This window comes from Psychrosphaera sp., assembly GCF_982872775.1.
Genome location: NZ_CEYNSH010000035.1, coordinates 1 through 18954, shown reverse-complemented (window position 1 = coordinate 18954; position 18954 = coordinate 1). Strand labels below are relative to the sequence as shown.

General features: G+C 40.8%; 16 protein-coding genes and 1 riboswitch. Of the genes, 9 read left to right on the top strand and 7 right to left on the bottom strand.

Annotated elements, in window-relative coordinates; all coding sequences use genetic code 11:
* Positions 1 to 9 precede the first annotated feature (9 nt).
* The 4 genes from kdsA (at position 10) to AC4E96_RS10570 (ending at position 4983) form a co-directional block, all read left to right on the top strand.
* Complete coding sequence (kdsA, locus tag AC4E96_RS10585) at positions 10 to 864, top strand: 3-deoxy-8-phosphooctulonate synthase (RefSeq protein ID WP_490255804.1); 855 nt, start codon at positions 10 to 12, stop codon at positions 862 to 864.
* Positions 865 to 998: 134 nt separating this feature from the next.
* The gene (locus AC4E96_RS10580; RefSeq protein WP_488032678.1) at positions 999 to 2117 is read left to right on the top strand and encodes a beta-ketoacyl-ACP synthase III; all 1119 of its coding nucleotides are present in this window, start codon (positions 999 to 1001) and stop codon (positions 2115 to 2117) included.
* Positions 2118 to 2218: 101 nt separating this feature from the next.
* Positions 2219 to 2393, top strand: a riboswitch (Lysine riboswitch).
* A gap of 85 nt (positions 2394 to 2478) precedes the next feature.
* Positions 2479 to 3849 carry a lysine-sensitive aspartokinase 3 gene (gene lysC, locus AC4E96_RS10575; RefSeq protein ID WP_490255793.1) on the top strand — a complete coding sequence of 457 codons (1371 nt, stop codon included), beginning with the start codon at positions 2479 to 2481 and terminating at the stop codon, positions 3847 to 3849.
* A gap of 15 nt (positions 3850 to 3864) precedes the next feature.
* Complete coding sequence (locus AC4E96_RS10570; protein ID WP_490255792.1) at positions 3865 to 4983, top strand: biotin/lipoyl-containing protein; 1119 nt, start codon at positions 3865 to 3867, stop codon at positions 4981 to 4983.
* A 49-nt stretch (positions 4984 to 5032) separates the two neighbouring features.
* Here the strand turns inward: AC4E96_RS10570 and AC4E96_RS10565 are convergent, their stop codons facing one another.
* The 7 genes from AC4E96_RS10565 to AC4E96_RS10535 form a co-directional block, all read right to left on the bottom strand.
* Positions 5033 to 5908 carry an NAD(P)-dependent oxidoreductase gene (locus AC4E96_RS10565; RefSeq protein ID WP_490255791.1) on the bottom strand — a complete coding sequence of 292 codons (876 nt, stop codon included), beginning with the start codon at positions 5906 to 5908 and terminating at the stop codon, positions 5033 to 5035.
* A gap of 124 nt (positions 5909 to 6032) precedes the next feature.
* On the bottom strand, positions 6033 to 7913 hold the full coding sequence (locus AC4E96_RS10560; protein ID WP_488032674.1) for a methyl-accepting chemotaxis protein: 1881 nt from the start codon (positions 7911 to 7913) through the stop codon (positions 6033 to 6035).
* A 147-nt stretch (positions 7914 to 8060) separates the two neighbouring features.
* Entirely contained in the window at positions 8061 to 8792 is a 732-nt protein-coding gene (locus AC4E96_RS10555) for a TrmH family RNA methyltransferase (RefSeq protein WP_490255790.1), read from the bottom strand.
* Positions 8789 to 9637, bottom strand: a complete 849-nt coding sequence (locus AC4E96_RS10550) for a tryptophan 2,3-dioxygenase (protein WP_490255789.1) — start codon at positions 9635 to 9637, stop codon at positions 8789 to 8791. The genes AC4E96_RS10555 and AC4E96_RS10550 overlap by 4 nt, the downstream gene beginning before the upstream one ends.
* A 101-nt stretch (positions 9638 to 9738) precedes the next feature.
* Positions 9739 to 11064, bottom strand: coding sequence for a phosphate regulon sensor histidine kinase PhoR (gene phoR, locus AC4E96_RS10545; protein ID WP_490255788.1), 1326 nt, complete (start codon positions 11062 to 11064; stop codon positions 9739 to 9741).
* Between the two features lie 9 nt (positions 11065 to 11073).
* Positions 11074 to 11760, bottom strand: coding sequence for a phosphate regulon transcriptional regulator PhoB (gene phoB, locus AC4E96_RS10540; protein WP_488032670.1), 687 nt, complete (start codon positions 11758 to 11760; stop codon positions 11074 to 11076).
* Positions 11761 to 11869: 109 nt separating this feature from the next.
* Positions 11870 to 12754, bottom strand: a complete 885-nt coding sequence (locus AC4E96_RS10535) for an AraC family transcriptional regulator (protein WP_490255787.1) — start codon at positions 12752 to 12754, stop codon at positions 11870 to 11872.
* A gap of 156 nt (positions 12755 to 12910) precedes the next feature.
* Between AC4E96_RS10535 and AC4E96_RS10530 the strand changes: the two genes are divergently transcribed.
* The 5 genes from AC4E96_RS10530 to mmsB all read left to right on the top strand — a co-directional run bounded on the left by AC4E96_RS10530 (position 12911) and on the right by mmsB (position 18525).
* Positions 12911 to 14407, top strand: a complete 1497-nt coding sequence (locus AC4E96_RS10530; RefSeq protein WP_490255786.1) for a CoA-acylating methylmalonate-semialdehyde dehydrogenase — start codon at positions 12911 to 12913, stop codon at positions 14405 to 14407.
* A 102-nt stretch (positions 14408 to 14509) separates the two neighbouring features.
* Positions 14510 to 15667, top strand: coding sequence for an acyl-CoA dehydrogenase family protein (locus tag AC4E96_RS10525; protein WP_490255785.1), 1158 nt, complete (start codon positions 14510 to 14512; stop codon positions 15665 to 15667).
* Positions 15668 to 15679: 12 nt separating this feature from the next.
* Complete coding sequence (locus AC4E96_RS10520; protein ID WP_488032666.1) at positions 15680 to 16456, top strand: enoyl-CoA hydratase; 777 nt, start codon at positions 15680 to 15682, stop codon at positions 16454 to 16456.
* A gap of 8 nt (positions 16457 to 16464) precedes the next feature.
* Positions 16465 to 17613: an enoyl-CoA hydratase/isomerase family protein gene (locus AC4E96_RS10515; RefSeq protein ID WP_488032665.1), complete on the top strand. Its 1149-nt coding sequence runs from the start codon at positions 16465 to 16467 to the stop codon at positions 17611 to 17613.
* A gap of 15 nt (positions 17614 to 17628) precedes the next feature.
* Positions 17629 to 18525, top strand: a complete 897-nt coding sequence (gene mmsB, locus AC4E96_RS10510; protein ID WP_490255784.1) for a 3-hydroxyisobutyrate dehydrogenase — start codon at positions 17629 to 17631, stop codon at positions 18523 to 18525.
* The last annotated feature ends 429 nt before the right edge of the window (positions 18526 to 18954 follow it).

Genomic DNA, 18954 nt, shown 5'->3' with positions numbered 1-18954 from the left:
AAGTCAGACATTAATACACAAATCATAAAGATTGGTAACGACATCGAACTAGCCAATGACAAGCCATTTGTTTTATTTGGTGGCATGAACGTTTTAGAATCTCGTGATCTGGCAATGACCATTGCTGAAAAGTACAAAGAAGTAACGTCTAAGTTAAACATCCCATACGTATTTAAAGCTAGTTTTGATAAGGCTAACCGTTCTTCAATTAATTCTTACCGCGGACCTGGTATGGATGATGGTTTAAAGATTTTTGAAGAAATCAAAGAACAATTCGATCTTCCGATTATCACAGATGTTCACGAACCACACCAAGCACAACCTGTGGCAGAAGTTGTGGACATTATTCAGCTTCCAGCTTTTTTGGCGCGTCAAACGGATTTGGTCGTTGCGATGGCCAAAACAGGCGCAATCATTAATGTTAAGAAACCTCAATTTTTAGCCCCACATGAAATGCGTCATATTATTAAAAAGTTTAATGATGGTGGAAATGAGCAAGTTATTCTTTGTGAGCGCGGTAGCCAATTTGGTTACAACAATTTGGTTGTTGATATGCTTGGCATGGATGATATGAAACGTATGGCTCCAGTGATGTTTGATGCGACACATGCTCTGCAACGTCCAGGTGGCCGGACAGACTCTGCAGATGGCCGACGAGCACAGGCTGCTGAGTTAGCGCGAAGTGGTATGGCACTTGGTATTGCAGGCTTATTTATCGAAGCCCACCCGAACCCAAATGAGGCGTTATGTGACGGTCCATGTGCGTTGCCACTTGATAAACTGGAGGGTTACTTGAGTCAAATGAAACAAGTTGATGACCTTATAAAATCTTTTGAAAAGTTAGATACTGCAGCAGAGGTTTAGTAATAGCGTCTGCAAAAAGATAACTTAAAGTTAAACGAATAAACGCCGGATCTTTCCGGCGTTTTAATTTATTTGCCTTATTCGTTATGGGCTAAGATAATAAAGACATTAGATATTTTAAAGTAGGTTTAGTTATGTCTTCAGTTGTGATTTCAGGGTCAGGTCTATTTACCCCACCACATAAAATTAGTAACCAAGAATTAGTTGATGTACTTAATAGTCATGTTGAGCAATTCAATCGCGAAAATGCAGCCAAAATTGAAGCTGGCGAAGTAGAAGAGAAAAAGCCATCAAGCGTTGAGTTTATCGAGAAGGCATCAGGCATTAAGTCTCGTTATGCCATGGTAAAAGAGGGGATCACGGACCCAAATATCCTCCATCCTAAAATGACTAAAAATGCGCCGACTGAGCCACCAGAAATGGTTTTAATGGCCGTAGAAGCTGCCAAAGGGGCGTTAGAAGCCGCAAATAAGACAGCAGCAGATATAGATATGGTCATTCTTGGCTCTTCAAATATGCAACGCTCTTATCCTGCAATGGCCGTTGAGGTACAACAAATCTTGGGAGCAGGAGGCTATGGCTTTGATATGAATGTTGCTTGCTCTACAGCGACCTTTGCGATTATTAATGCCTATAACGCTATTAAAAGTGGAAACGCTAAATGTGTTCTGGTTGTGAACCCAGAGTTTACAACACCACAACTCGATTATACTAATAGAGACAGTCATTTCATTTTTGGTGACGTTGCAACTGCTGTGATCATTGAAAGTGCAGATACGGCGACATCTGAGCATCAGTTTAAGATTGTAAATACGCAACAAATAACCAAGTTCTCGAATAACATTCAATGTAATCATAGTTATGTCGATCATTGTTATGACGAACTTCCTGAAGATAATTCTTACTTTTTTCAAGAAGGCCGAAAGGTCTTTAAAGAGTTGTTGCCAATTGTGACAAGTACTATTTCAGAACATTTGTCACAAAATGACTGGCAGGTAAGTGAAGTTAAACGTATGTGGTTACACCAAGCCAACATTAATATGAACCTGTTTGCCGCAAAGAAATTATTAGGTCGAGAACCTGAATTTTTGGATGCACCACTAATATTAGACGAGTATGCGAATACTGCTTCGGCAGGCTCAATTGTCGCATTTCACAAGTATCAAGACGACTTCAAGTCAGGTGAGAAGGGGATTTTATGTAGTTTTGGCGCTGGCTATTCTGTTGGCTGTATTAGCTTGGAAAAGCGTTAAACTAAAAATTGACTTTTTACTCTAACTTTTTTACATTACGCGAAACAGCTCGCACATATAATTGTCTGACTGTTTTTGGTGCAAGGCCATAGTCTGTCTTGTGCTACAGAAGAGGTGCGTTGATCAGGTAGCAATTTGGAGAAGTCTCAACTTCATCGATAAATTGTAAGGGGATCATCGCCGAGGGATGAATAGTTTGAGAGCTATTCATCTCGGCTGTCTAAATTGAGTTTTAGCAGTTGTCACCATTTTTTCTGGTGGAGCGCTTCTGGTTAGTAAGTTCAAATTCGCATTCACTTCGCGTATCTAACCTTATTCAACCTGATTCCTCCCCAACATTAATCTTAATATTGGGAAAGAAATGTCATCTTTTAAAAATCTACAAGTCGCCAAATTCGGTGGAACTAGCTTAGCTAACTTTGAGGCTATGCGTCGCTGTGCTCAAATCATTCAAAACGATGAAAACGTGCGCGTTGTTGTTGTATCTGCGTCTTCTGGTGTGACCAACCTTTTAGTTAAATTAAGTAGCAATGAATTAACACAAAACCAAGTAAACACTGCACTAGATGAGATTCGTTGTATTCAAGCGAACATTTTAGATGGCTTAAACGCCAGTGAGGTTTTGCATAAAAAAATAGATGACATCATAAGATTGTTAGCCGAGGCAGTAACAGAATTAGCCGAGTCATATAGTACTAAATTGGTTGACCGCATCTTGTCGTTTGGTGAACAAATGTCGAGTTTACTATTTGCTGAAGTGTTTAATCAATTAGTTGACGCTCGGCAAGCTCAAACTTTTGATGTTCGTACTGTAATGAGAACAGATAGCTCATTTGGCCATGCTAAGCCTCAACCTGATGAAATAAGATCACTTGCCATTGAGCACTTATTACCTTTAATTGAAAATAAGATTGCGATTGTTCAAGGTTTTATTGGTTCGGATAAATTCGGTAATACGACTACGCTGGGGCGTGGCGGTAGTGACTATTCTGCTGCACTGTTATCTGAGGCTTTAAATGCAAATGTCGTACAAATTTGGACCGACGTACCAGGCATTTACACTACGGATCCTCGTATAACCGGAAAGGCTAAGCCTATGACGGAACTGAGCTTTAGTGAAGCAGCAGAGCTTGCAACATTTGGTGCTAAGGTCCTTCACCCAGCAACAATACTACCTGCCGCTAGAGCTGATATCGATGTTTTTGTTGGTTCCAGCGTAAATCCTGAATTGGGTGGCACATGGATTCGTAAGAAAACAACAGAGCCGGGAATTCGTGCCATTGCGTTGCGGGAAAAACAGACGCTATTAACGGTAAGCAGTCCAAACATGCTGCACGCAAGTGGTTTCTTGGCAAGAGTTTTTGCGATATTAGCTAAACACGAACTGTCAATTGACCTTATAACGACGTCTGAGATTTCGGTTGCCCTAACTATTGATAAGGCACCAAATAATCATGTCGGTGTGATTTCTGATGAATGTATTGCTGAGCTCGAGTCATTCTGTTCTGTAAAAGTAGAAACTAATTTGGCTCTGGTTGCGGCTATTGGTGATCATCGTGTTACTCAGTCAGGGACAGATGGGGCAAAGCGGTTGTTCAGTTCGTTATCAAAACATCCGATCAGAATGATATGTCACGGAGCGAGCATCCATAATATCTGTTTTTTGGTTGATCAAAGTAGGGCAAAAACGGTTGTTCAATCGATTCATGATGATGTGTTCAGCGCAGCTTAAAAATAGGTAAACCAAATGAAATTATCGAAACAAATGGTCACTCTAAATCAGGACATTGCGGGACAGGAAATCGGCATTCCCGTTTATTTCCTGGAGTGTGGTATTCCAGATGCGCCTACCGTTTATATCCAAAGTGCTGTGCATGCCGCAGAAATGCAAGGTAGTGCGGTTATATATCAGATAATACAAGCGTTGAAGGAGAATGATTTAGTCGCTAATTTCATTTTGGTCCCTAATTGTAATCCCTTTGGACGAAACCAACGTGCCGGAGAGTACCTACAAGGTCGTTTTGATGCGACAAATGGTAATAATTGGAATCGTTTTTATCACTACGACGAGGCGGCGGTAAATCAGTTTGTTGAACGAAATATAAAGCAATTTGAAGAACTGGAACAGGCCGAAATTGTTCGTCAGTGTCGTCAATTTTTAGCTGAAGAACTCGAGGCGAAACTTGAAACCCAATGGGGGGTTAATACCGCACAATTCTTGAATATAAAATTGCAACAGCTTGCGAACAAGGCTGATTTGGTTTTGGACTTACATACAGGCCCATCGTCAACACGCCATCTATACAGCCCAGACTTTTTAGTTGAAGAGGCTAAAGCATTTAATATTGAAAACATAATTTCTATACCCGTCGAGTTTGCTGGTGCCCTTGATGAAGCTAGTTTTACTCCATGGCAGGCGATCAAAAAGCAACTGAAAAGTCAGGATATCAATTTGGATTATCAGGTCAAAGCGTTCACCGTTGAGCTGGGGTCGCAGGAAAACATTTGTTTAGCTCAAGCAGAGGAAGACGCTAAAGGTTTGTTAAATTATTTGTCACAACAAGGTTATGTAACGATCCCTGTTTCAATCAATCAAAAAGCCATTAATGTTACTCCGCTGAGCAACTATAAAACTTTGTTTAGCTCTTATGCTGGCATGGTCGAATACCTAAAAAAAGCTGGTGATAAAGTGCAAAAAGGAGACGTATTGGCGCGAGTATTAAATTCATTAGAGTTTGATAATGATGCCGCGATCGTCAATATTCACGCACCAGAAAGTGGTACTGTAATTCTTCATTATCCTTCTGCAGCCGTTCAGGTAGGGACACAGCTTTATAAAATTGCGGTAAATACTGAGCGGCATTGATAATGCCGACTCATTGTATTGATTAATTTCAATATAATAATCAGCGTTGTTATTTCAACAAGCGCTTGAGTAAACTGGACGTGTCCCAACGACTTCCACCCATTTTTTGGACGTCTGCATAAAATTGGTCGACTAGCGCTGTGAGCGGGAGCGTTGAACCATTTCTTTTGGCTTCCGTAAGGGCAATGTCCAGGTCTTTCCTCATCCAGTCAACCGCAAAGCCATGATCGTAGTCACCGGATAACATCGTCTTATGCCTATTTTCCATTTGCCATGAGCCTGCCGCTCCTTTTGAGATAACTTCGATCACAGCCTCACAATTCAAACCAGCGTTTACACCAAATTGGAGTGCTTCAGACAAGCCTTGCACCACACCGGCAATACAAATTTGATTCATCATTTTAGCTAATTGACCAGATCCAGCAGGGCCAAGTAGTTTTGTATAACGACTGTAGCACATCATGACGTCACTTACTTTTTTATACTGTTCGTCAGTTCCGCCACACATGACCGTTAGTTGACCATTAACTGCGCCTGCCTCGCCTCCAGACACGGGTGCATCTACAAAACCAACACTTTGTGCTTGGCACTTTTCATTGAGTAATCGCGCAATGTCAGCAGAGGCGGTAGTGTGGTCTACTAAAACTGAACCTTCCCCCATTGATTGAAGAACACCAGAATCGCCAATAGTAACCTGGTGCAAATCATCATCGTTGCCAACGCATACAAATACTATATCAGCGCCAGCTGCTGCTTCTTTGGGCGTTAATTTAACGTCGCCACTATACTCAGTTGCCCATTGCTTCGATTTTTCTGTCGTTCGGTTGTACACCGTAACTTTCAAATTAGTGTTTTGAGAAAGATGTCCAGCCATAGGGTATCCCATGACACCTAAGCCTATAAAAGTAACGTTTAATTTTTTCATAATATAAGAAGTGTTTTTATTTGAGTTAATTAAGCATAAGCTTAACATGGACTTAGCTGACTTGTAGACTTAAAGCAGGACAAAAGCTAATGTAAAAAGAGCCGCGATAGCGGCTCTTTTGGGTTTAAACTTTGTATTTGTCTATGAAGGAGCGAAGTATTTGAGCTTGATTAGAGATTAATGAGCTGCTTTCAGCATTATCCTTGGCTCTTTGGAAGGAAGTGTCTGCGACGTCACGAATGGCGACAACATTCATATTTACTTCTTCAGCGACTTTACTTTGTTGTTCAATTGCAGTGGCTATTTGCGTATTCATATCCATGATGACTTTTACATCGGCGGTAATCGAATTAAGTTTATCTCCAGCTTCAGCTGCTCGATCAGTTGATGTATTGCCTTGTTCTTGACATTGATCGATGACATTGACAATCGAGCCAATGCGACCTTGCAACGATGAAATAATATTTTCAATTTCTTTAGTAGATTCTTGGGTTCGCATTGCGAGCGTTCTAACTTCATCTGCTACAACCGCGAAGCCGCGTCCGTGTTCACCTGCCCGCGCAGCTTCGATAGCAGCGTTAAGGGCTAGTAGATTTGTTTGTTCTGCAATACCACGTATTACGTCTAATACTGAGCCAACATTTTTACTTTCTTCTGCTAACTCCGTCACATCTTGTACCGCAGTTGCAAGGTTATCGGAAAGGCTGCGAATACTGTCTATAGTCAGGTTAACTTGAGTATACCCTTGTTCAGCATTGTCATTACTTGACAGAGCCTTGGCAGCAGCATCTTCAGTATTACTTACAATCTCTTTAATTGTTGCGCCCATTTCAGTGACAGCGGCAGCCACAGACTCCGTTTCTTTTAGTTGCAAGTCCAACGAATCTTGGTTGTCTTGAGAATTGTTAACCAAAGTAACCGTTGCCTCATCAAGCGCTTGTACTGCGCTTATAACCTTGTTGATGAGCTCACGAAACTCAGTAATCAGACTATTGAACTGACGACCCATTTGAGACACTTCATCTTTACCTTCAAACTCTAAGTCATTAGTAAGATCATTTTGTTCTCTGACAATAGTAATAACTGAACTTATTTCTTTGATAGGCATTAAGACTTTGCGACTTGTGACATAGGTTGATGCTAGGACGATGATGGTCAGTATTAGGAATAACCCAAAGCCAATAAATTTGGTCTTTGTTTGAGTGTCAACGATGGCCTTACTGATATTAGTAGCCATAGTTGCTAACTGTTGGTCCAGTCTGTTTACGCTTGCTGCAAGTTCAGCCCTAATACCAGAATCAGCGTTTAGGCCTTTAGTTTGTTCGGCTTGAACAAGGGTTGTAAACTTTGATTTATAGTCGCCTGAAAATGAGAGAAGTTTGCGTTGAATGTCAGGGCTAATATCCGAATTTGCGATGTTACTATTTAGAGTGTCGATACCTTTATTAAACTTGTCTAAATACTTCATATCAAAGCGCAGCATGAAGTCTTTTTCTGCACGGCGAAGCTGCAACATGTCTGTCATTAGCTTGTAGTTACTCTGCTCTTTCAAAAGAGATTCGATATTATGAACCGCACCACGTAAATCGCCATAAAGACCATCTTTGGGGTTGAGACCGATAGTCTTTTGGGTTTCAACTAAACGATTGAATGTATTTTGATAGTCTTCGATAGACGCTATGTAGTTATTTACGTCTCGGGTTGGTAGAGACTCGTTGGCGAGTGTAATCCTAAACTGCTTCAAGACTGCGACTTCTTTATCGGCCAGACTGTTGAAACTTTCTACTTTCTCAAGATTTTTTGAGGTCAAAAAAGATTGTTCGTAAACTTTTAGTTGATAAGTATCGGTATTGAACGTCTCCAAAAGCTTAACTGCATCACTGTAAACAGCGTTCTTATTATTTGAGTATATGAGTAGCAGTAGCATAAAAACCATGCCAGCTGCTACTAAAACTGCATTAATGATGAGCTTTTGTTTGATATTTGTGCCAAGGCTAAACTTCATGTTGTGTTCCACTAGAGCAATTAGACAAATGTCTTTTTTAAGGTGTGTTCTATAAAATTAGCTGAAGTTCAATATTTGGCAAAGTTTACCGGCACTAAATTCCTAGATTTAAATAAAAGATAATATTCTTTGTATGCTTTTTGTCCATTAAGTCGTTCGTCGGTAATTATCAAGAATTATACCCGTCGCCATTGCGACATTTAACGACTCAGATTGTCCATAGGACGGTATGGTGATCTTGTCAGTCACTAAATTTTCAATTTCTTTTGAAATACCATGTGACTCATTTCCCATGACAATAATAGCCGGCTCTTTAAATGCGCAGTGATGCACACTTTGTCCTTCTAAAAATGCGCCATATATAGGCGCTTTAGTATTTGAAAGATAATGTACCAGATCTACTCTATAAGTCTGAACGCGGGTAAATGCTCCCATTGTGGCACTGATTGTTTTTGGGTTGTAGACATCGGCAGTTTGTTCACTCAATAGTACGTGTTTTACTCCATACCAATCAGCCAAACGGAGAATCGTTCCAAGGTTCCCTGGATCATTGACGTCATCAAGTGCCAATACTAGACCGCTTATTTCGTTAACATCATATTCGGGCTGTTTTACGATGGCGATTGCCGCGTTATTTGAGGTGATGCTACTCACCTTTGTTAACTCATCTTCATTCGCGATTGTGTAAGCTATATTTATTAAAAGATTAGAGTGAACGGCGACAAATGCATCAGATACAAAGAGTTTTTCAATCATTAAACCTGAACGCAAAAGCTCAAGAACATTTTTTTCACCTTGAACTAAAAATTGGCCTGAAAGACGCCTTTGTTTTTTGTTACTGAGACTGCGTAGATGTTTGGCTTCGTTTTTTGAAATCATAGTTTTGTTCTAAGCTCTAACAATTCAGGGAAGAAACTAATATCCAATGCTTTTTTCAAAAACTCCACACCAGATGAGCCACCTGTACCAACTTTGTTTCCGATAATGCGTTGTACTGTATACATGTGTTTGAAACGCCAATTTTGAAACGAGTCTTCTATGTCCATAAGTTTCTCGGCCAATTCATAGAGTTCAAAATGTTGATCTGAGTTTTCGTAAACCTTAACCCAAGCAGCCAAAACAGTCGCATCAGCATTATAAGGCTCTGTAACGTCACGATTTAGTAAGTCAGAATTGATGTCGAATCCACGTTTAGCCATTATTCTTATCACAATGTCATACAAACTTGGCGCCTCGGACAACCGATTAAGTGTTTCATAGGCTTGTGGGTTAGCGCTGTGTACCTCGATTAATTCTTTATTCTTGTTGCCTAGCATAAACTCGATTGCTCGATAACCAAATGATTGAAAGCCAGAAGATTTACCAAGGTCGTCTCTGAACTTTAAGTAATCGACAGGTGTAAGGGTGGATAAAATATTCCACGATTGAGTTAATTGAACAAAAATTTGTTTTACACGGGAAATGACTTTGAAAGCAGGCCCAAACTCTTCTCGTTCGATAAACTTCATTGCTGCTGCTAATTCATGTCCTGCTAATTTTAGCCACAATTCACTGGCTTGATGAATGACAATAAAAAGCATTTCATCGTGTTCACTGGAAAGGGGACTTTGAGCATCTAATATTTTATTAAGTTGGAGGTAATCTCCGTAGGACATATCGTCTTTAAAATCAGTGTGAATAGACTCTTCTAGTTTTCTATAATTGTTTTGATGTGGGCAACTCATAGCTAATTACCAATCGATTATTATTATTTAATTGGCGCAAGCTTAGCATAATTGAGAGCACTGTCCCTAGTGCTTGTATTCGATCCTTGGAAGGAATGGTTTTAAATTTTTTCTATTTCAGTTGTCGCTTGTTTTTTAACGAGTGACTTTGGAAAACGGAAAGAGAAGACGCTGCCTTCGTTAAGTTTACTTTCGATTTCTAACTTCGATTTGTGATGTGCTAAAGCGTGTTTAACAATTGATAGTCCAAGGCCAGCACCACCGGTTTTGCGTGTCCGGGCCTCATCCACACGGTAGAAGCGCTCTGTAAGCCTTGGAATATGGGCTGGATCAATGCCAACGCCACTGTCTTTCACCACAAATTTGGCTTTTCCAGATTTAGTTAGGCTCCACGAAATTGAAATTTCACCATTTTCAGGAGTGTATCTAACTGCATTAAAGACAAGGTTGGAAAATGCACTGCGCAATTCTGAAGCAAGACCTATAACCTTTAGCTCAGGGTCGATTTCAGCAGAAATATTGTGTTTGTTGTTCGAGAGGCTTTTAGCTTCGTCAACTAATACGTTCAGAACTTTCGGTACATCAACTTCTTGCATGACGATATCATCGCCTTGTTGTTCTATTTTGGACAATGACAATAATTGAGATACTAGATCATCCATACGTGATGTCTGCTCGGTCATCATAGTGTGTGCTTTGTTCCACATCGGCTCATCAATGTCGCAAAAATCTTTTGTCATCTCGAGATACCCACGCATAACCGTTAATGGCGTTTTGAGTTCGTGGGATACGTTTGCAATAAAATCTTTTCGCATTTGCTCCAATTGATTGAGTTGCGTTATATCACGGACTATAACCGTCCATTTGTCCGACTCAAAAGGGACGACACGTATTTCATAAGTATGTGCATCATTAGTCGGAGACTGGATTTCTAAGGGTTTGCTATACGCCTGGTCATCGAGATAATCAATAAACTCAGGCATTCTGATCAAGTTGTCTATTCTTATGCCTTTGTCCGCTGGCCATTTTAGTCCAAGCATGTCTTGAGCAATTTTGTTACACCAGAATATGTTGCGGTGAACATCATAAATGACGACACCATCAGGAAGTGCCTCAGCACCCAGTCTAAAGCGGCGGACTAGTGCCGTTAAATCATTTCTCTTTTTGGCATTGCGACGTTGCTGGCTGTAAATTCCATCAAATACGTTGTTCCAAATACCTATTGCTTTTGGCGGGTAAATACCGCGCTGAAACCACAGCCAATGAGTTAGTTTGCGAAGTTGCCAATAATGAATGCCCATAATGACAAAACAAAAAGCAAAACTGGCTTCTATAAAAAAGCCAGCTGCATAACCCAAAATTCCAAACGGGGCATATATCCAAAGTAAACGGAAAACGACTTGCCCAATTGATTGTTTTTGATGCATACGGAACGTTTAGTCCATTCTTGTTGAGAAACGGTAGCCAGAGCCTCTAACCGTTTGAATTAATTTATCATGAGATGTTAACGCTTTTCTCAGTCGCCTAATATGAACATCTACGGTTCTATCTTCGACGTAAGTGTTAGTACCCCAAACATTGTCTAGCAATTGGTCTCGGCTATATACTCGTTCTTGATGAGTCATAAAAAAATGTAACAACTTAAATTCCATAGGACCTAAGTGTAGATCACTTCCTTCCAGTGTCACGCGGTGGCTACTTGGGTCGAGCCTAAGGCCCATAATCTCTATTGGATCGTCGGTAGCAGTAGGTTGTGTGCGACGCAAAACCGCTTTAACTCGAGCGATGAGTTCTTTTGGTGAGAATGGCTTTGTGATGTAGTCATCTGCGCCAACTTCTAAGCCTTGGATTTTATCATCTTCTTCGCTTTTAGCTGTTAGCATGATAATTGGGATATCTTTATAACTATCAGATTGTTTGAGCTTTTTCGCGATTTGAATACCTGACATACCAGGTAACATCCAATCTAATAAGATGAGGGCGGGTGCTTCATCCATAAGCAATAGTTTTGCATCTTCGTAGCTTTCTGCACTGATCACCTGGTAGCCATTTTGCTCGATGACAAAGGTAAGCATTTCTCTGATCGCAAACTCATCTTCTATGATTAATATTTTATGTGACATAGTCTTATCTTATAGAGTTGGTTGATACTAATTGTTGCCCAGTATTATTTAGATTAAATATGACGGAAATATGACAAAATCCAGATAAATTTAATATAAAGTGAATAAACTATTGTCCGTGTATCGAATCTCGGTACTGCGTAGGAGACAAACCCATGGTACTTTTAAATAATCTTGAAAAGTAATACTGGTCTTCATATCCAACTGTAATTGCGATGTTTTTTATATTCATATTCGTTGAGTCTAGCAGTTTACAAGCGTATTGTACTTTCATTTCTAAAAAGTACTTTACTGGACTTTTAAACATGAGCTGTTGAAACTTTTTTGCAAAATAAAACTTCGATAAACCAAAGTATTCAGCCATTTCTTCTAAGGTCAGTAGGGCCTCAATATTTTCCTCAAAGTAAGCGTTGATAGTATGTTCATTAAAATGACGTTGAGCAGTAATATTTACAATCGGCTTTTGAAGGGATATCAAGCTTAGTATTTTTTTAAGCATGTTTGAGGCGACAAAAAAACGGTTTAATTGGTAGCCTAAATACCTCGAATCTATCAAAGCATTAAACTCTTCTTGAACTGCCAAAGGGGACGTGAGGTTGATCATTAAATTTGTTTTGTCGACACCAATAATATCCATGAACTCATCAAATAAATGGCCGTCGACATGCGCCCAATAAATAGACCAAGGTCGGTGGTTATCTGCATTGTAATGGTGAGGTGTATTTTTAGGTAGGAAAATGATTTGGTTTTTGCTGAGCGTGTACCTTTTGCCATTTGCTTCAACCCAGCCAGTTCCATCAACACAAAACAATATCAAGTTATCAGTGTGTTTGTCTCTTTTGATACCATGACCATAAGCTTCTTGATAATAACCAAAGGCGAGAGGCACGAGTCCTCTACTTAAACTACTGACTTGCAATTGTTTAACCATTGGTTTTGGAACAAGGAAGCGAACGCTTGATTTAGGCAGGGGCCATTGCGAGGTAACACTCATTATTTGGACCTTTGTTAATGTACTAAAAATACGTAGACCAAGATAGTCCATCAAAAAAGCAATTTAATCAATTTCTTTGTTATTTCTAATTTGCTGTAATGCTGTCAATCATAAAAAAAGCTACACAAAAAAGTAGTAAAAGTAAGAGGCTATGTCATGAAACAGGTACCTTTATTTATTGGTGGAGAATGGGTTGAGTCTTCATCAACAAGAAAAATCGATGTAACAAATCCAGCAACACAAGAAGTGATTGCCCAAGTTCCTTGTGCAACGTCATCAGAAATGGACGCCGCAATCGACAGCGCTAAAGCTGCATTCAAAACGTGGAAAGAAGTGGCTATTTCAGAGCGTGCACGTGTCATGATGCGTTATGCGCACCTTCTAAAAGAACACCAGGAAGAAATCGCTGGCATTATTTGTGAAGAATTAGGCAAAACGCATGAAGATGCGATGGGTGACGTTTGGCGTGGAATTGAAGTCGTAGAGCACGCGGCGAACATTCCATCAATGATGATGGGTGAGACGGTAGAAAACGTTGCCCGTAATATTGATACTTATTCATACACTCAACCATTAGGTGTATGTGTTGGTATTACGCCGTTTAACTTCCCAGCAATGATCCCTTTGTGGATGTTCCCACTAGCAATTGCCTGTGGTAACACCTTTATCCTAAAGCCATCTGAACAAGATCCTCTAACTCCGACTCGTTTGGTGGAGTTATTTGAAGAAGCCGGCGCGCCAAAAGGTGTCCTTCAAGTTGTTCATGGCGACAAAGAGCAAGTAGACCGACTGTTAAATGAAGAAGCGGTTAAAGCAATTTCTTTTGTTGGTTCGGTTGGTGTGGGCCAATACATCTATAAGACAGGTACTGACAACATGAAGCGTGTTCAAGCGTTTTTAGGTGCCAAAAACCACATGGTCGTGATGCCTGATGCGAACAAACAAGCAGTGATCAATAACATCGTTGGTGCGTCGGTAGGTGCGGCAGGCCAACGTTGTATGGCTATATCGGTTGCAGTGTTTGTTGGTGAGGCTCAAAAGTGGATCCCAGAAATAAGAGAAAAATTAGCTTCGGTTCGTCCAGGTCACTACTCAGATCCTGAAGCGGCCTACGGACCACAAATAACGCCACAAGCCAAACAACGTATTGAAGGTCTTATCGAGACAGGTAAGGGTGAAGGCGCGTTCTGTGTATTAGATGGAACTAACTTTGAAGTTGAAGGCTACCCTAATGGTAACTGGGTTGGTCCTACCATGTTTACCGATGTTAAACCTGAGATGGAAATTTATAAACAAGAAATTTTCGGCCCGGTATTCTTAACAATGAACGTCGATACACTCGATGAAGCAATCGGTCTTATCAATGACAATCCATACGGAAACGGTACATCAATCTTTACTTCATCAGGTGGCGCGGCCCGTAAGTTCCAGCACAATATTGAAGTAGGTCAAGTTGGTATTAATATTCCAATTCCTGTGCCACTACCTTTCTTCTCGTTTACCGGGTGGAAAGGATCTTTTGCAGGTGATCAACACGCGTACGGTAAACAAGCCGTTAAGTTCTATACAGAAACAAAGACGATTACTGCACGATGGTTTGAAGACGATGTTGCGGCTACGGCTGGTCCAAACATGTCAATTACACTGAAATAGAGAGTGTAATTAAAACTTTTATAGTTTAATCAATACAAACAAAGATGCCGTACATTAATAATAACAAGAGTACGGCATTTACCTTATGTGTAAGGGGAGAACATGGATTTTAATTTAAACGACGACCAACGCGCATTTATCGACTTAGCGAAACAGTTTTCTGATGCAGAGCTAGCCCCAAATGCAGCCAAGTGGGACGAAACTCACTTTTTTCCAAAAGATGTAATGGCAAAAGCAGGTGAATTGGGCTTTTGTGGCCTGTATTCACCAGAAGAAGCCGGTGGTATGGGATTATCAAGATTAGATGCATCATTAATTTTTGAGGAATTAGCAAAAGGCTGTACGACAACTACCGCCATGCTGACAATCCACAATATGGCGACTTGGATGGTAGCGACCTGGGGGACTGACAGTATTAAAGAAAAGTGGTGTCCTGGACTGGTTATGGGTGAGCAACTCGCGTCATACTGTTTGACTGAGCCTGGCTCCGGTTCCGATGCGGCCGCTTTAAGAACAACGGCAAAACGCGATGGCGACCACTATATTGTTAATGGTTCTAAAATGTTTATCAGTGGTGCCGGTGAAACAGATGTTCTAGTCGTAATGGTAAGGACTGGTGAACCTGGACCTAAAGGTATTTCTGCGGTTGTTATTCCTGCCGATGCTGAAGGTGTCATTTACGGCAAAGCAGAAGAAAAGTTAGGCTGGAACGCTCAGCCAACCCGATTGATTACCTTCGAAGATGTCAAAATCCCTGTTGAAAACCTACTTGCTAATGAAGGCGACGGTTTTACTCTTGCCATGAAAGGTTTAGACGGTGGCCGTATCAATATTGCGACATGTTCTGTGGGGACAGCGCAACAAGCATTAGATACAGCCAAAGCGTATATGAAAGAACGCAGTCAATTTGGCAAACCTATTGCGGCTTTCCAAGCACTTCAGTTCAAACTTGCCGATATGGCAACTGAGTTAGTTGCTGCACGTCAAATGGTCCGTTTGGCTGCTTTTAAATTAGATAATAAAGATCCAGAGGCGACGGCTTATTGCGCAATGGCTAAACGCTTTGCGACCGACATTGGTTTTGAAGTGTGTAACGAGGCACTGCAATTACATGGCGGCTACGGATATATAAAGGAATATCCATTAGAGCGCCATTTCCGTGATGTGAGAGTCCACCAAATTTTGGAAGGCACAAACGAAATCATGCGCTTAATTATTGCTCGTCGTCTCCTTGATGATGCTGCAGCTGATATTATTTAAGAGGGAATTATTATGTCGTCATTATTGAAAGTAGATATCGACCGTCACATTGCCACAATTACGATGGCGAACCCGCCTGCAAATACCTGGACGTTTGAAAGTTTGACTGATCTTAAGCGCATTGTAGAAGAATTGAATACAAACAAATCTGTTTATGCGTTGATTATTACTGGTGAAGGAGAGAAATTCTTCAGTGCCGGTGCCGATTTAAACGTTTTTGCTGATGGTGACAAAGGCGTGGCATCCGATATGGCCCGTGTTTTTGGTGCAGCATTTGAAACGCTTCGTGATTTTAACGGTGTGTCAATTGCGGCAATTAACGGTTACGCGATGGGTGGTGGCCTAGAAGTCGCATTGGCTTGTGACATAAGAATCGCAGAAGAGCAAGCTCAACTGGCATTGCCAGAAGCGAAAGTTGGTTTGTTACCATGTGCAGGTGGTACTCAAAACTTATCGTGGTTAGTTGGAGAAGGTTGGGCTAAACGCATGATCTTATGCGGTGAACGTTTGGGCTCACAGAAGGCTTTCGAAATTGGCTTAGTTGAAGAAGTTGTCGCCAAAGGTAGTGCCCTAGAAAAAGCTCAGGAATTAGCAGAACAAACCTCACAACAAAGCCCGACTTCGATTTCTGCGTGTAAGAAATTAATTCAAGCAGGAAGAGAAGGTTCAATAAATAGTGCATTACCACTTGAACGCGAATTATTTGTTGGTTTGTTTGACAGTAAAGATCAAAAAGAAGGTGTAAATGCCTTTTTAGAAAAACGCCAACCAGAATGGCTAAACGAATAGAGGTGAGCATGGCTGAGAACCAAAACAATAACGGCAACGCGCCTGTTTTATTTCGTGAGCTTGAGTCAATAAGTGACAAAAAAGTCGCGTTTGCGACACTAAACGCAGAACGGTCATTGAATGCATTAAGTTTAGAAATGGTAGAGCTGTTGTACACCAAGCTACTCGCGTGGCAAGAAGATGAAACTGTTTCGGTTGTAGTTATCGAAGGTGCTGGCGAGAAAGCCTTCTGCGCGGGCGGTGATGTAGTTCAACTTCACAATGCCGCGAAAGAAGCTGGTGAAGGTAATATTGCGCAAGGTGTAGAGCAGTTTTTTGCTAAGGAATATCAATTAGACTATTTGATCCATAAATATGAGAAACCGATACTCCTTTGGGGCCACGGTATCGTTATGGGTGGCGGTCTTGGTTTGTTAGCAGGTGCAAGTCATAGAGTAGTGACGGAACGTTCGCGCATTGCAATGCCAGAAATTACGATTGGATTATATCCAGATGTTGGTGGCAGTTATTTTTTAAACAAAATGCCTAATGGAGCAGGATTATTCCTAGGACTTACTGGTGCTTCGATTAATGCAGCTGACGCTAAATATGTAAAATTGGCCGACCACTTCTTATCGAGTGAAAGAAAAAACTCATTAGTGGAACATCTTCTTACCGTTTCTTGGGGGAATACTGTTGCGCTTAATCATCAGAAGCTTACAGATCTACTCTTGGAACTAGAGACAGAAGATAAACTCAATATGCCAGAAGGCAACGTCGCTAAATTTGCCGATTTTTTCAAAGAGCTGGACCAAGAGGCAACAGCGGCCGCAGCAATGACCATGATTCTCAATCAGACGTTTGAGGACAAGTGGTTTAAAAAAGCACAAGCTAGTTTAGCTCATGGTAGCCCTTTGAGTGCAAAGATCATTAAAGAGCAATTAAACAGAGGAAAAGATCTGAGCTTAGCTGAGTGTTTTCGACTCGAACTTGGTCTAAGTGTAAATTGCGCTGCTATCGGTGACTTCAGAGAAGGGGTTAGGGCGTTACTCATCGAAAAAGACAATACGCCGGACTGGAAATTCAAAACAGTTCATGACATCAGTGATGAATTTATTGCTTCCTTTTTCACATCTCCGTGGGATGAGTCAGATCATCCACTTGCATCATTAAACTAAGGAAAGGTAAATCTAATGAAACAGATTACATTTTTCGGGCTAGGAAACATGGGCGGGCCTATGGCAGCCAATCTAGTCAAAGCTGGTTACCAAGTAACGGTGTTTGATTTAGTTCCAGAGTCAGTAGAAAAACTAAAAGCACTTGGTGCTAAAGCTGCGGCGACTCCACTAGAAGCTGTTCAAAGTGCAGATGTCATTATTTCTATGCTCCCAGCCGGTAAACACGTTGTCGGTTTGTATTCTTCTATTATAGAAGAGAACGGTTCAGCGCTAAAACCGGGCAGTTTAGTAATTGATAGTTCAACTATTGATGTAGCTAGTAGCAAAAGCGTATCTTCATTATTAGCAGATGTTGATGTAAGTTTCATTGATGCGCCAGTTTCTGGTGGTGTCGCAGGTGCAACCAATGGCACACTCAGCTTTATGGTGGGCGGCGAGCAAGAAGCATTTGAACTGGCCAAACCAATATTAGAAGCGATGGGAAAAAACATATTTCATGCTGGTCCGGTAGGTTCTGGCCAAATTGCTAAAGTGTGTAACAACATGCTGTTGAGCATATTAATGGTCGGAACGTCAGAAGCACTTCAGCTGGGCATTGATAATGGTATGGATCCAAAAATTCTATCTGAAATCATATCTAAGAGCAGCGGTAGCAACTGGACACTGGACGTTTATAACCCTTGCCCTGATGTTATGGAAGGTGTTCCATCTTCTAACGATTATAAAGGTGGGTTTATGACGAGCCTTATGTTGAAGGACTTAGGTTTAGCTATGGATACTGCAGTAGCGTCAAGCTCTTCCACTCCATTAGGTGCCTTAACGAGAAGTTTGTACGCATTGCATAACAAACAAGGGAATGGCCAAAAGGATTTTTCCAGTATTTTTGAGACTTTTGGTGAAAAACATCAATAAGATATAGATATTGGCTATCTTCTCTTTAAGTCCACAACTGAACCTATAAAGTAAGGTGTTGGTTGTGGACTGCTTTAGCTACTATTGTGTACTTCTAGTTTACCGAAAAGAAAAGCTCATATTTGCAGCGAATAAGCAATCGACTCACCCAAAGCTTTTTAGCTAATAAAAACTATCTTTATATCTTTGTGGTTGCGACACCTAGCCTATCAGGCTTGGCTTTGATTGCTCTCTATTGTTTTCTTTTTGACTAAAAAAAGATTATCGAGCTTGATTTTTACCCATTGTGTACAATACTTAACCATTCGAAGCGTTTTACATCAAAAAAGTGAAATTAGGGCTTGCGGAATTTTTTTAAGTCCCTAAAATGCGCCTCCGTTGTCAGGGAGACATCAAACACTTCAAAAAAACAAGTTTTCTTGGATGGTT

What these genes read in the sequence shown, in the direction of transcription:
- AC4E96_RS10580 (WP_488032678.1), top strand. Translation starts at nt 999, where the DNA reads ATGTCTTCAGTTGTGATTTCAGGGTCAGGTCTATTTACCCCACCACAT.
- lysC (WP_490255793.1), top strand. Translation starts at nt 2,479, where the DNA reads ATGTCATCTTTTAAAAATCTACAAGTCGCCAAATTCGGTGGAACTAGC.
- AC4E96_RS10570 (WP_490255792.1), top strand. Translation starts at nt 3,865, where the DNA reads ATGAAATTATCGAAACAAATGGTCACTCTAAATCAGGACATTGCGGGA.
- AC4E96_RS10565 (WP_490255791.1), bottom strand. Translation starts at nt 5,908, where the DNA reads ATGAAAAAATTAAACGTTACTTTTATAGGCTTAGGTGTCATGGGATAC.
- AC4E96_RS10560 (WP_488032674.1), bottom strand. Translation starts at nt 7,913, where the DNA reads ATGAAGTTTAGCCTTGGCACAAATATCAAACAAAAGCTCATCATTAAT.
- AC4E96_RS10555 (WP_490255790.1), bottom strand. Translation starts at nt 8,792, where the DNA reads ATGATTTCAAAAAACGAAGCCAAACATCTACGCAGTCTCAGTAACAAA.
- AC4E96_RS10550 (WP_490255789.1), bottom strand. Translation starts at nt 9,637, where the DNA reads ATGAGTTGCCCACATCAAAACAATTATAGAAAACTAGAAGAGTCTATT.
- phoR (WP_490255788.1), bottom strand. Translation starts at nt 11,064, where the DNA reads ATGCATCAAAAACAATCAATTGGGCAAGTCGTTTTCCGTTTACTTTGG.
- phoB (WP_488032670.1), bottom strand. Translation starts at nt 11,760, where the DNA reads ATGTCACATAAAATATTAATCATAGAAGATGAGTTTGCGATCAGAGAA.
- AC4E96_RS10535 (WP_490255787.1), bottom strand. Translation starts at nt 12,754, where the DNA reads ATGAGTGTTACCTCGCAATGGCCCCTGCCTAAATCAAGCGTTCGCTTC.
- AC4E96_RS10530 (WP_490255786.1), top strand. Translation starts at nt 12,911, where the DNA reads ATGAAACAGGTACCTTTATTTATTGGTGGAGAATGGGTTGAGTCTTCA.
- AC4E96_RS10525 (WP_490255785.1), top strand. Translation starts at nt 14,510, where the DNA reads ATGGATTTTAATTTAAACGACGACCAACGCGCATTTATCGACTTAGCG.
- AC4E96_RS10520 (WP_488032666.1), top strand. Translation starts at nt 15,680, where the DNA reads ATGTCGTCATTATTGAAAGTAGATATCGACCGTCACATTGCCACAATT.
- AC4E96_RS10515 (WP_488032665.1), top strand. Translation starts at nt 16,465, where the DNA reads ATGGCTGAGAACCAAAACAATAACGGCAACGCGCCTGTTTTATTTCGT.
- mmsB (WP_490255784.1), top strand. Translation starts at nt 17,629, where the DNA reads ATGAAACAGATTACATTTTTCGGGCTAGGAAACATGGGCGGGCCTATG.